The following is a 13,585-nucleotide window of genomic DNA, read 5'->3' on the forward strand; positions in this document are numbered from 1 at the left end:
AAAAATACTTAATCTGTTGTAGGTATATTTAACGTTACACGTGTTCCCTTATCTATTTCTGAATTTAGAAACAAACGCCCATCTATATACTTAATTCGTTCCCGCATAAAGGTTAACCCCATACCACCATCTCCATTTTTAACATTTTTAACCTTGTTAGGATCAAAACCTTTACCATTATCATCTATAACAATACTTAGTATATTTTCGCTATGCGATAAAGACACTAAAATATGTGTAGAATCAGCATATTTAATGGCATTATTAATAGCTTCTTGCACAATACGGTAAATATTTATTTCAACTAACGAGTCTAAACGCTGATTGAAATCGGTTTTATTAAATAGTACAATATGCTTTGCTGTAAGTTTACCCAATTCCTGAGTTAATTTTGTAATTGCTGGCACAATACCGTGATCAGACAATTCCGGTGGTGTTAAATTGAATGTTGCTGTTCTTACCCCTTTTATTATGTTTGATGTAAGTTCTTTCAGGTGTTCAATTTTAGAAGCGGTCTTATTTATATCCTTAATATCTATGCTTTCTAAATTATATTTTAATCCGGTTAGCATTTGCCCAATACCATCATGCACATCTTTAGCTATTCGGTTTTGCTCCTTTTCTTGGTTCTCAATAATTTTACTTGAAATAACCTTTTGTTGATTCATTCTCTCTTCAAAACTTTCCTTTGTTAAGCGCGCAATTTCTATTTGAGCTACTTTACGTGCTGTGATTTCTGAAGCAATAATTAGAAGTTCCGATTTGTCGTCGGTTGGATTGAATGGAATAATAGCCATTTCCAACCAAACATCACGACTATCTCTGGTGGTTGCTTTTACTTCACCTTGCCATCCTGTTTTTTTGTACTTAGCTATTAAATTTTCTATTTCTAATTGTTCGGTTTCGTTTATTGAAAGTATATCTGAAAAATTAGCAGAACTACTAAATTTAGTAAATTTAAAAAGGCGCGAAAACTTTTTCCCCATGTGCACCAAGGCCCCATTAGGTGTAATTCTGGCAAACAACAGTGTTTCGTCCATAGCATAGCTTAATGCTCGCAATTCTTTAATTGATTTTTCTTTAGATATACTTAACTCATCAGCATCAAAAGCCATTTTTTTAGCTTTCTTTTCGGCAATTAACAATTCTGCTAATGTTGATTTTACCGATTTTGCTGTTGGCCAAAAAATAAATAAAAATTCTCCCAACAATATAAGTATGGTAAATGCCATTAATAACAGCTCCAACTTACGAAGCCAACTTACTTTCGCATCGGCCTCTAAATCATATTGATTAACAATTTGATCCATGACCAAAAGAAAATGCCCTTCATTACCCTTTACACTTTCAATATCATCAATAAATGCTGAGAGCGGTAGCGGCGGTATATTTTCAATTTTTTCAATAATGGATTTTGAAGCATTACTAATTATGTTAAATGTTGGATTTAAAGCTTCAAACTTTTCTTTAATGATAACGCTGTTTTTTCCTGGCAAACCCAAACTATCATTCCCGTTTTGCAGGGCATAATGCGATCGTTCCCAAACATTTAACGTTTGTTTTATTTTTTCTTTTAGAAGTATGCGTTCTTCTGGTGTGTTTTCTGTTGAAAGCGAAACAATTTCTTTTGTTAATTTTTGACTTAGCATACGCTGCCTACCTGCTACATTTATAACCGAAGAATCGCTTTGTTGGTCGTTTAAGTGCTTACGGACTAGAATTTGACTCAAAACTACCGAAAGTGCAATAGTACTTAATGCGATAATGTACAAACGGCTTAATCTATCAAAAGTGCGTTGATCTAATGAATTACCGTTATTTGTCATTGTTATGTATCGTATTTAAGAAATAGCTTGTTTTATAAGTGCTAAACTTCTTTCTGAATAATTTATTTTTAAAGCTTCTGCATGTCCTTCTTCAGACATTTTAACCCAAGTTTTTTGTAGAATATCAATCACCTTTTCATCTTCATGTTTAGCGGCAAATTCTTCAAAATAATAATCTAAAAACACCAAACAAACCACATCTTCAATCGTTTGGCTTTCTTCATTCTTTTTAATAAGTTTCTTATTGATTAAAAAAGACACGCGCTCAATAAACTCACCGTCATACCCCACTTCTTTTAAAATATCTGCTGTTATTTCAGCATGCATTTTTTTAAGCGTTTCGCGCCATTTTAAATAGCCCACTCTGTCCATTGGGTATTCGTCTCTGGCAATTTTCCAACGGCAAATATGCTGTGCTCTTGCGGCAATTTGAAGCGCTCTAGACGCATCTGGTTTAAACTGCAACAACTTTTGAGACATGCGTTGCGAATACAGTAATTCCTTAGGGAAATCCAATCCACATGCATGGTAAACGTTAGGGTCTTCAGAATTTTTTTTATCTATTAATGCAATGGCAGTTTCAAATCGTGTTGGTTTCATGGTGTGTATATTTTATGTTAATCAGAAAAGCCAATATACACATTTCCACTTTCAATTTTAACAGGATATACCGCAATTTTTAAATCGTCACCACCTAAATTAGTACCATCTTCCAACGAAAAATTCTTTTTATGCATTGGGCAAGCCACTTTTGCAACACCATCCTTATCGCCAATCATTCCCAAAGACAACACCATTTCCATTTTATGCGGACATAAATTTTGGCACGCATACCATTTATCTTTCCTGGCAAAATTATACACCGCTATTTGTTTGGTTTTGTACTTTATACAAGCACCACTATTTTCGGGAAAATCCGATACAGTACCAACCTCAAACCACGTTTTAACTTCTGCTTCTGTAACCGATTTATATTGTTCAAGTATATTTTGCATATCTATTTAATTTAATTCATTTTTTATTTGGGCGTTTCTTTTTTCTCATACCTACAAGGTTAAAAAAACCTTGCAGGATCCCAAAAAGTCGGGCTTTTAGCTGCAAGTCCTCGTTCGTGCCTCACTGCGGGCTTTACGCTGCAATCCCTAACGCGAAACAATTGATAATTGTCAATTGACCTACCAAGCCTTCGGCATTTTCTGATCACGCATTGGTACAAACACTAAGTTGTCATCCGTATCATCCGAATTCACAAAATGTTTGAAACGCTTTGCTATATTAGGGTCTTCAATAGCTTGTTTCCATTCACATTCGTATTTGTTTACAAGGCCTTGCATTTCTAATTCTAAGTCTTCAGCAATTCCTAAAGAATCTTCAATAACTACTTTCTTTAAGTATTCAATACCTCCATCTAATTTATCTAACCAAGGTGAAGTTCTAACTAAAGGACCTGCGGTACGTAAATAGAACATTAAAAAACGATCTAAATATTTAATGGCTGTTGCATCATCTAACTGTTCTGCAAAAAGTATGGCGTGTTTTGGAGTTACACCTCCGTTTCCACACACGTATAAATTCCAACCGCCATCAACAGCAATCAATCCAAAATCTTTTCCTCTAGCTTCTGCACATTCTCTAATACAGCCCGAAACCCCACCTTTTAATTTATGTGGTGAACGCAGTCCTTTATATCTGTTTTCAATCTCAATAGCAAATGTCACACTTTCATGCATTCCGTAACGACACCATGTAGAACCAACACAACTTTTAACTGTACGAAGCGATTTTCCGTAAGCATGTCCACTTTCAAATCCAGCATCAATTAATTCTTTCCAAATAAGTGGCAATTCGTGTAGTTGAGCACCAAATAAATCGATACGTTGTCCGCCAGTTATCTTCGTATATAAATCATATTTTTTAGCAACTTCACCTATTACAATCAACTTATCAGGAGTAATTTCACCACCTGCAATTCTTGGCACTACCGAATAGGTTCCATTACGTTGAATATTTGCTAAAAATCGATCGTTAGTATCTTGAATTGCAACCTGCTTGTTTGGTGTCTCCATAGTAATGGTAGCGAAAATAGATGCCAATGCTGGCTTACAAACTTCACAACCATCGCCTTCTCCAAATAAGTTAAGTGCTTCGTCGTAATCTTGAACTTTATTTACTTTTACCAAATCGTATAGCTCCTGACGGTTAAAACTAAAATGCTCGCAAAGCGTTTCTTTAACTTCTTTCCCTAGAGATTTAAGCGTTTCATTAACCAAATCTACCACCATAGGTTTACAGCCACCACAACCTGTTGTAGCTTTGGTTTTAGCTATAACATCTCCTAAATTCTGGCAATCACCTTCTGTAATAGAGCAGCAAATATCACCTTTTGTAATACTTTCACACGAACAAACTTGAGCTGCATCTGGAATATCCATCACACTACCAAACGATGAACCACCCTCTCCTCTACTACCAATAATTAACTCTTCAGCATCTTCAGGAATTGGTAATCCGTTTAAATAAATTTGATGGAACATGTTATAATCAGATGCATCACCTACTAAAATACCTCCTAAAAGGTTTTTACCATCGTGACTGATGTTGATACGCTTATATAAATTCTTTGTTTTATTTTCATAAATAATAGAATACCCTTTCTCTACAGGCATAAAAGGTTCACCGTAACTCGCTACATCAACACCTATTAGTTTAAGTTTGGTAGACATATCAATATCACTCTCCATTAAAACCTCTGCATTTCCTATAATTTGATTAACGGCAACACCAGCCATATCATAGCCCGGAGCCACCAAACCGTATATCATTTGGTTGTATAAAGCAACCTCTCCAATGGCATATATTTCCGGGTCAGATGTTTGCATTCTGTCGTTAACAACAATACCTCCACGTGTTCCCATTTCTAAAAAACAGGTTTTCCCTAACTCATCACGAGGTCTAATTCCTGCCGAAATAACAAGCATTTCAACATCAATTTTATCGTATTCACCAAACTCCATCCCTGTGATGTTTTTATCACCTAATATTTTATTAGTTGCTTTTGATAAGTGTATATTGATGCCTAATGATTCTAATTTTTCTTGTAAAACTTTACTGGCTCTGGTATCTAATTGACGTGGCATTAGTTTATTAGCAAACTCCACCACATGTGGTTCAAAGCCCATATCCATAACGGCTTTGGCTGCTTCCAAACCTAACAAACCACCACCAAGCACTGCAGCCCTTATAGTATCTTTTTTTCTACCCTTTTTAAGTTTAGCGGCATAAGAAAGCATGGCTTCTAAATCTTCAATCGTTCTGTAAACAAAAACACCCTGTTTTTCAACACCTGGTATATTTGGCACAAAAGGCGCAGAACCTGTTGCTAATACTAAATAATCGTACTTATAATTTATATCTTTTGAAGTGGTTACTTTTTTAGAAACACGGTGAATTGCCGTAATACGTTCGTCTGTAACTAATTCAATACCATGCTCTTCGTACCATTCCCTAGGTGCCATTTCTAAAGCCTTCGCATCTTTATTCTGAAAAAACTCACTTAAATGAACACGATCGTATGCTGGTCTAGGTTCTTCACCAAAAACAGTTAACTGAAATTTTTTGTCTTTTGCGAGGGCTACAAATTTCTCACAAAACTTATACCCTACCATACCGTTACCTACAACAATAATTTTTTTCATCTGTTTGGTTTTATTGTTTTTTAATGGTCTGATGTTGCATTCATACTATAATTTCGTCGTTTAACAAAAATGCTATAATGAATGTTTCATCAGTTAAATTTTAATTATTTAGATTGAGCTGCAATACGCAACTACGTAATTTAATTACAAATCTAAGTATTTTTACTTATTTTTAAATACAAATTTAAATTAATTTTTAACCAAATTTAAATTATTGATGATTTCACAAATAGAAATGAATAAAACTAATTATTATATAAAATATTGATGTTAGAATTAGGAAAGTTTGAATAATTCTAATCAGCTTCAACCGTTATAATCACACTTTTTGAAGCGGGTGTTTTAGCTGTATGTGCAAAACTGTCTAAAGGTACCAATACATTTGTTTCTGGAAAATACGTAGCGCAGCAATTCTTAGGAATCCCATACCCCACAACCTTGAAATGATGGGCTTCACGAACCACACCATTAAATTCCGATTTAAGATTGACAACTTGCTGTTCTTGCAAACCTCTTATTTTCATATCTTCACGATTCATAAAAACAATGCGCCGTTCATTATAAATACCACGATACCTATCATTTAATCCGTAGATAGTGGTGTTAAATTGGTCGTGACTACGTATCGTCATCATTATCAACTCACGTTCTTTAAGCTTCCATTCTGGTAATTTATTAACCGAAAAATTAGCTTTTCCTGTTTTAGTTTTGAATTCTCGAACTCGTGCTCCATTTGGCAAATAAAATCCTGAAGGTTGTTTTAGTTTGCTATTGTAATCGTTAAATCCTTCAACAACTTCCTGAATATCATTACGTACTAAATTATAATCATCTTTATATTGAAGCCAATTTATTTTTGTTTTTCCTTTTAAAGTAGCGTTTGCAATTCCACAAACTACAGCAACCTCACTAATTAAAGCTTTGGAACATGGCTCTAAAACACCTTTGGTTGAAGAAACTATACCCATAGAATTTTCTACGCTTTGAACTTGAATACCCGATTTTTGATAATCTTTTTCAGAGCGTCCTAAACAAGGTAAAATAAGCGCTTCATTACCCGTTACTAAATGCGAACGATTCAATTTTGTACTTACATGAACGGTTAAGTCACAATTACCTAAAGCCCGGGCAGCATATTGTGTATCTGGAACTGCAGAAATAAAATTACCTCCCATTCCAAAAAACACTTTCGCTTTTTTCTCATACATCGCTTTTATAGCATCAATTACCGAGTAACCATGTTTTGTGCTCGGTTTAAATCCATACTTAGCTTCAATTTTATCTAAAAATGCTTGTGGCGCAGATTCCCAAATACCTACCGTTCTATCTCCCTGCACGTTGGAATGTCCACGAACCGGACATGTGCCTGCACCTTCTTTTCCTATACTTCCTTTTAATAATAGTAGGTTTACCAATTCGCGAATATTATCTACAGCATTTTGGTGTTGGGTTAAACCCATCGCCCAACAAATAATAATTTTATTGTTATTTAAGATTAGATTAAAAACTTCATCAAATATGTTTTTTGAAACACCTGATAATTTTAAACAATCATTAAAATTATAAGTCTTTAAATCTGAAATAAAACCATCGTAACCATGTGTAAATTCTTTGATGAATTCTTTATCAAACACACCACCTACAAATTCTTCTTTTTCAAGTAATTTAATAAGCAATGCTTTTATAAAAGCTACATCGCCGTTTATGGTAATCGGTACAAATACATCAGCTATTTTAGTACCTCCTGTAAGTAGTTTTAATGGGTTTTGCGGATTAGTGAATTTTATAAGACCTGCTTCTGGCAATGGATTAATAGCTATAATTTTACCGCCATTCGCCTTACATTTTTCTAGAGCGGTTAACATTCTAGGGTGATTCGTTGCAGGGTTTTGACCAATAACCATTACCACTTCTGCTTTATATAAATCATCTAAAGTTACCGAGCCTTTGCCTATCCCCAATGTTTCAGACAGCGCACTACCACTAGCTTCATGACACATATTTGAGCAATCGGGTAAATTAGAAGTTCCAAACTCACGCACAAATAATTGGTACAAAAAAGCGGCTTCGTTAGTCGTTCTTCCAGAAGTATAAAAAACAGCTTCATCAGGGCTATTTAATTTGTTTAAATGTGTTGCAACTTTAGAAAATGCATCATTCCAAGAAATGGGTTGATAACTCGTTCCTCCCTTTTCCAAACACATAGGTTCTGATAAACGACCTGATTTTCCAATTTCAAAATCGGACCAACTAGCAAGTTCGTCTACTGTGTGTTTTGCAAAAAATTCTGCGCCAATGGTTTTTTTTTGAGCCTCTTCTGCCATAGCTTTTATTCCATTTTCACAGAATTCACCCAATGAAGAACGCTCATCATCGGGATCTGGCCAAGCGCAACCGGGGCAGTCAAATCCTCCTTTTTGATTTAGCTTTAGAGAGATTTTGAAAGCATCAGCAGGATTCATATATTTTGCAACATGCCCAACCGCAGCTTTTATAGCACCAAAACCCACACTATTACTAGGTGGCGTTTTCGTTTTTAAGTTGGTAAAAACTTCAGGTGTTTTGGCTTTATCTTGTGGAGTTGAACTCATTATTAATTCTTAAATTTAGAATTATGGGCATTTTTGTAATCTTCTTGTGTATCTAAGTCTATATTCTTTAATGAAGGTATTAAATTTATAACTTGAGATTCATATTTTTTTAAAAGATACTTAGCACCGTAGTCATCACGTAATGCCATTAACTCTTCAAAATATACCTTATCAAAAATAGCAGGGACACCATATTTTCCTTCTTCATAAAAAGTCGCAATAATTTGATTTTTATTAGGCACAAAATTTTTAATTATAGATTCTAAAAAACTACTTGTTACGAAAGGTTGATCTGCCAGCATTATAAGTACTCCATTAATTGGGAATTGAGTGTTTTCAAAATAGGAAACACCTTTAGCGATAGATGTACCCAACCCTTTGTCCCAATCTAGATTATTCAAAACAGTAACAGGGTAGTCTTTAATATCCTTTTTTAGAACATCATAATTAGCACCTAATATTACAACAATTTCTTTGGGCACAACGCCCAAGGCTGTTTCAATAGCATGACTTAATAACGACGTATTTCCCCAATTAAGCATTTGTTTAGGAACACCCATTCGTTTTGAAGCACCAGCAGCTAGTATAAGTATGCCTATGTTTAAAGATATTTTTGGCATTTAATTAATGACACTTTTATGGATCTTACCTGATATTTTATTCAACGAATTAACACTTTTTTTTCTAGTAATTCCTAAAATTTCTGCCACAATTGACACAGCAATTTCTTGTGGTGTTTCTGAACCTATATTGATTCCAGCTGGTCCATAAATGACATCAAAGAATGAATCATTAATTTCTGGTTCATATTCCATGAACTGAGATAATAAGTCTTCGCGTCTATTAATAGGTCCCAAAATACCGATATAATTTGGTTTGCTACTTTTTAAGGCTACTAAAAAGCGTAAATCGTTAGCAAAATTATGGGTCATTAAAACAATTGAAGTTTGATTATCTATGGATAGTAAGCTAATTTCTTCGGGAGACATAGAATAAAACTCTTTTGCGCCAGGAAAATTTTTAATAAATTTAGGTTCTTTATGCCCAGAAACTACGGTAACCTCCCAACCTGTTAAAGCAGCATACTTGCAAAGTTGTACCGCATCGTGCTCTGCTCCAATAATAATTAATTTAAAACAAGCTGGCATATCTTGTTCAAATACGGCTAATTGTTCTTTATTTACCTTTTCAATTTGTTTTCCTTGAATTGAAAATTCATTGCTATTTAATTTTACAATGGAACCAATTCCGGACGTAAAACCTTCTTTCTTAATGAAAAAAGACTGAATTTGAAATGAATCCCTTTGTTCAATACTTTCTAAAAAGGTTTTTTCAAAAGCAGTTTCAGGTTGAAACAACTCCAATAATATGTATAATACACCTTCGCAACCTAATCTATATTTTCCATCATAGATCATTATCTTTGGTTCACAAGTTTTAAAAACAGCTTGCGATTGCAATAAAATTTCTTTTTCAACACACCCCCCACTAACAGCCCCAACCATTTGTCCGTTTTCAAGAATTAGCATTCTTACACCTGGTCTTCTGTATGATGAACCGTCTAAAGCTACAACAGATGCAAGTACCGATTTTAGATTATTTTTCCTTCCTTTTAAAGCTTGTAGAACGATGTCTTTAAATTCATGGGTCATTGCATAAAAAATATTAGAAAGTGTATATAATTTAACTATAAAAAATATTAAGACAAGTAATCACAGTAACATTTTTAAATTAACCAACAATTGGTTTATAGAACATAAAAGGCTGATGATAGTAACGCACATCTGTTGCTTTATATAGGGCATTTGCAATGGCTCCAACAGCTGGCGGAAGTCCTGGCTCTCCTAAACCAGTTGGTGCAATTTCACTTTTAACAAAGAAAACCTCTATGTCCTCTGGTGCCTGTGAATGACGGATGAGTTTATACCTGTCAAAATTCATTTCGTTTGTAGCTCCTTCTGTAAACGTCAACTGACTGTACATGGCATGCCCTATACCGTCTATAACACCACCTTGAATCATATTCTTTGCAGCATCAATATTCACAACAATACCACAATCTACTGCACACCAAACCTTTTTCACTTTGGGCTCCCCATTTTCCATAACCAAATCTATAACTTCTGCAACATAGGTAGAATGACAAAAATAAGCTGCAACACCACGATATACTCCTGGTTTTGTTTCTCCCCAATTGGATTTTTCTTTAACAAGTTTTAAAACACCTGAATAACGTTCGGCATCATAGTCATTTTTTTCTCCTACTGGATTTTTGATGGCACGATCAAACAATTCTAATCGAAAATCTATAGGATCTTTTCCAGCCAATTCAGCTACTTCATCAATAAATGATTGTTCTGCACCAGCAGTAAAATTAGAACTTGGTGCTCGCCATGCACCTGTAGTGATATTTGTTTTTCCTTCAATTTTCTCAGCAGAATAGTTTTCAACAGTTCCTGCAGGGAATCTATTTGGAAATACGGGACTTTCAGGTAATCCCGTACCTCTTACAGAAAAGGCAATAAGATTATTATTTTCATCTAACCCCGCTTTGTATATAGAACTATATGCTGGTTTGTAAGTACCTTGAGACATATCATCCTCTCTTGTATAAATAAGTTTTACTGGGCTTCCTATTTTTTTCGATATAGCCGCTGCCTCCAAGCCAAAATGTACATAAAGCCTCCTACCAAAGCCACCTCCCATTCTGGTCATATTCACTGTTACTTTTTCAACAGGCATATCCAGTAATTTAGCAACCGATTCCTCGAGTGCCTTAGGTGTTTGTATTGGCCCAATTAATTCTGCTTCATTCTCTGTAACATTTGCAAAGAAATTCATGGGCTCCATAGTATTATGTGCAATAAACGGAGCGCTGTATGTACGTTCAATTACTTTAGCTGCATTCTTAAATGCCGCATCTGGGTTGCCGTCTTTTCTTTCTTGTTGTACTTTACCTCTTTCAAGTGCTTCTTCTAATTGTTCAACATGAGTTTTAGAGCTTTCCAATGCACTAACAACTTCCCAATTAGCTTTAATTGCTTTTTTGGCTTTCATTAATTGCCATGTAGATTCACCAACAATAACTATTAATTGTAAAAAACCTTTCTCATCAAAAGCTCCAGGTTCGGGAATTGAAATATCTATAATGAACGCATCTTTCACACCTGGCATTCCTTTTATCTCTTCTTCATTAAAGTCTTTTACTTTCATACCAAAAGCGGGTGGATGCTGAATCATGGCGAATTGCATACCATCTCTTTTGAAATCTAAACCAAATAAAGGTTTACCAGTGACTATCTTTAGGCCATCTACATTTTTTACACTGGTTGAAATCAGTTTAAAATCTTTAGGTTCTTTGAGTTCAATTTCCTTTGGAATTTCAATACCTACAGCTTTTGTTGCTATTTCACCATAGGTGATGATTTTATTACTGTTTTTATCTTTGATAATACCATTGGAAACCGATAAATTGGAAACTGGTAATTGCCACTCTTTTGCAGCGGCTTCTAACAACATTCTTCTTCCTGTAGCTCCAGCCATTCGCAGCGCATTCCAACTCAACCTAATGGACAAGCTACCTCCAGCAAATTGATTTTGATAAAACCCTGTATTTAATGGTGCTTGTTCTACAACAACATTTTTCCAATCTACATCTAGTTCTTCGGCAACAATCATTGGCATTGAGGTTCTTACATTTTGACCAATCTCAGGGTTTGGGGAGTAAATAGTAACCATACCTGTATTGGCTATCTTGATATAACCATTGATATCAAACCATTCATTGGGGACTGAAACCTGTTGTGAATTAACCACTGAAGCAGAGCCAGTTAACCAACTAAACCCAATTAGCATTCCGCCCCCTGCAGCAACAGATACCTTCAAAAATGAACGACGGTTATACTGTGTTTTTATTTTTGTCATAATTTCTGAAGATTAAAGCTTTGAGGCGGTTTTAATTGCCTGTTTGATTCTAATATATGTACCACATCTACAAATATTGCCGTTCATTGCAACATTTATATCTTCATCGGAAGGATTAGGGTTCGTCTTCAATAATGCAGCAGCATTCATGATCTGACCGCATTGGCAATATCCGCATTGCGGAACATCGTGTTCAAGCCATGCTTTCTGTACGGGGTGGTCCCCATTAGCTGAAAGACCTTCAATTGTTGTTATTTTCGAGTTCCCTATTACAGAAACAGCTAAAAGACAACTTCTAACGGCAGTTCCATTAAAATGAACCGTACAAGCTCCGCATTGACCTATCCCACAGCCATATTTTGTTCCTACTAAATCTAAATGATCTCGTAAAACCCACAATAGGGGTGTATCCTCATCAACATCAACAGAGTATTTTTTATTATTGATGCTTAATTTATATGTTGGCATATTGGTTCGTTTTTAGTTAAATTATGAATATTCTGTAAAAAACAAAAAATAAAACAGACTCTTTAAAAATACAAAAAAAAATAGTTGTTTTAAATTTTTGACTAAGTCTTTAATAATCTAACACAAACTCTAGAGCCTTATGTTCATTATAATAGACATTGTTTTTAGATACAAACCCAACATGACCACCAAATTTCGGCATTTCTAAAAACAAATTAGGATTTTGTTTAGCTTCTTTTACGGGGTAACATTCAGGCGATAAAAACGAATCGTTAAGCGCGTTAATAATAAGTGTTGGTGTTTTTATGTTTGAGAGAAATTGCAAACTGCTGCATTGCTCATAATAATCTAAAGCATCTTTAAAACCATGGGCCTTTGCAGTGTAAACATTGTCAAAATCGTATAATGTTTTTATGGAAGCTATGTCTTCTACACTTAACTCCTTAGCAAAGTTTTTTTGTTTGACTTTTAAGCGATTCACAAGATGTCTTTTAAATCTATTGTGAAATAACACGTTCTTAAAAGTGTGTAATTCCTTAGCAGAACCATACAAATAACATGGAGCGGAAATAGCAATTGCCTTTTTTACTTCCTCCGGAACAACGGCACGTTCACCCAAATATTTTAAAATGATGTTAGCTCCTAAACTAATACCTTTTAAGTATATTTCATCATAATTTCTATTAAAAACCGCATGATGAATCACTGATTCTAAATCTTCGGTAGCACCAGAATGATAACTTCTAAATTTTAAATTATCCGTCCCACTACAGCCTCTAAAGTTAACACAAACGGCATCTATACCGTTCTTGTTAAATAATTTGGCAGATCCTGTTACGTACGGACGTTGGGCATGTCCTTCCAATCCATGAAGCAAAACAATGAGTTTTTTGCTTTTTTCTTTTGAAAAACTCCAATCTAAATCTAGAAAATCACCATCATTTAAAGTGATACGTTCCCGCACTTGCTTTAACGAAACTCGACGAACTAAACCTGAATATACAGTTGAAACGAAACCTTTTTTAAAAAAGAATGGTGGCTTATAGGTAGATTCTATTATTGGCATTTTTGGGCTTTTAGT

At 34.7% G+C, this 13,585-nt stretch carries 10 protein-coding genes; all 10 read right to left on the reverse strand.

Annotated elements, in window-relative coordinates:
- Positions 1-8: 8 nt before the first annotated feature.
- On the reverse strand, positions 9-1,826 hold the full coding sequence (locus VP395_RS00995) for an ATP-binding protein (RefSeq protein WP_346239836.1): 1,818 nt from the start codon (positions 1,824-1,826) through the stop codon (positions 9-11).
- Between the two features lie 15 nt (positions 1,827-1,841).
- Positions 1,842-2,426 carry a DUF4202 domain-containing protein gene (locus VP395_RS01000; protein ID WP_346239837.1) on the reverse strand — a complete coding sequence of 195 codons (585 nt, stop codon included), beginning with the start codon at positions 2,424-2,426 and terminating at the stop codon, positions 1,842-1,844.
- Between the two features lie 17 nt (positions 2,427-2,443).
- Complete coding sequence (gene nirD / locus VP395_RS01005; RefSeq protein WP_117178129.1) at positions 2,444-2,821, reverse strand: nitrite reductase small subunit NirD; 378 nt, start codon at positions 2,819-2,821, stop codon at positions 2,444-2,446.
- A gap of 180 nt (positions 2,822-3,001) precedes the next feature.
- Entirely contained in the window at positions 3,002-5,521 is a 2,520-nt protein-coding gene (gene nirB / locus VP395_RS01010; protein WP_346239838.1) for a nitrite reductase large subunit NirB, read from the reverse strand.
- Between the two features lie 296 nt (positions 5,522-5,817).
- A complete protein-coding gene (locus tag VP395_RS01015; RefSeq protein WP_346239839.1) occupies positions 5,818-8,112 on the reverse strand; it encodes an FdhF/YdeP family oxidoreductase in 2,295 nt (764 codons plus the stop codon).
- A 2-nt stretch (positions 8,113-8,114) separates the two neighbouring features.
- Entirely contained in the window at positions 8,115-8,732 is a 618-nt protein-coding gene (locus tag VP395_RS01020) for a nucleotidyltransferase family protein (RefSeq protein WP_346239840.1), read from the reverse strand.
- Positions 8,733-9,764, reverse strand: a complete 1,032-nt coding sequence (locus VP395_RS01025; protein ID WP_346239841.1) for an XdhC family protein — start codon at positions 9,762-9,764, stop codon at positions 8,733-8,735. It lies immediately after the preceding gene.
- A gap of 79 nt (positions 9,765-9,843) precedes the next feature.
- Positions 9,844-12,036 (reverse strand): xanthine dehydrogenase family protein molybdopterin-binding subunit, encoded by a 2,193-nt coding sequence (locus VP395_RS01030; RefSeq protein ID WP_346239842.1) that lies wholly within the window; start codon positions 12,034-12,036, stop codon positions 9,844-9,846.
- A 12-nt stretch (positions 12,037-12,048) separates the two neighbouring features.
- Positions 12,049-12,504, reverse strand: coding sequence for a (2Fe-2S)-binding protein (locus VP395_RS01035; protein WP_346239843.1), 456 nt, complete (start codon positions 12,502-12,504; stop codon positions 12,049-12,051).
- A gap of 109 nt (positions 12,505-12,613) precedes the next feature.
- Complete coding sequence (locus VP395_RS01040) at positions 12,614-13,570, reverse strand: YheT family hydrolase (protein WP_346239844.1); 957 nt, start codon at positions 13,568-13,570, stop codon at positions 12,614-12,616.
- Positions 13,571-13,585 lie beyond the last annotated feature (15 nt).

The organism is Mariniflexile soesokkakense (assembly GCF_039650365.1).
GTDB lineage: Bacteria > Bacteroidota > Bacteroidia > Flavobacteriales > Flavobacteriaceae > Mariniflexile > Mariniflexile soesokkakense.

Coding starts and splice junctions, on each gene's coding strand:
- VP395_RS00995 (WP_346239836.1), bottom strand. CDS start 1,826: ATGACAAATAACGGTAATTCATTAGATCAACGCACTTTTGATAGATTA.
- VP395_RS01000 (WP_346239837.1), bottom strand. CDS start 2,426: ATGAAACCAACACGATTTGAAACTGCCATTGCATTAATAGATAAAAAA.
- nirD (WP_117178129.1), bottom strand. CDS start 2,821: ATGCAAAATATACTTGAACAATATAAATCGGTTACAGAAGCAGAAGTT.
- nirB (WP_346239838.1), bottom strand. CDS start 5,521: ATGAAAAAAATTATTGTTGTAGGTAACGGTATGGTAGGGTATAAGTTT.
- VP395_RS01015 (WP_346239839.1), bottom strand. CDS start 8,112: ATGAGTTCAACTCCACAAGATAAAGCCAAAACACCTGAAGTTTTTACC.
- VP395_RS01020 (WP_346239840.1), bottom strand. CDS start 8,732: ATGCCAAAAATATCTTTAAACATAGGCATACTTATACTAGCTGCTGGT.
- VP395_RS01025 (WP_346239841.1), bottom strand. CDS start 9,764: ATGACCCATGAATTTAAAGACATCGTTCTACAAGCTTTAAAAGGAAGG.
- VP395_RS01030 (WP_346239842.1), bottom strand. CDS start 12,036: ATGACAAAAATAAAAACACAGTATAACCGTCGTTCATTTTTGAAGGTA.
- VP395_RS01035 (WP_346239843.1), bottom strand. CDS start 12,504: ATGCCAACATATAAATTAAGCATCAATAATAAAAAATACTCTGTTGAT.
- VP395_RS01040 (WP_346239844.1), bottom strand. CDS start 13,570: ATGCCAATAATAGAATCTACCTATAAGCCACCATTCTTTTTTAAAAAA.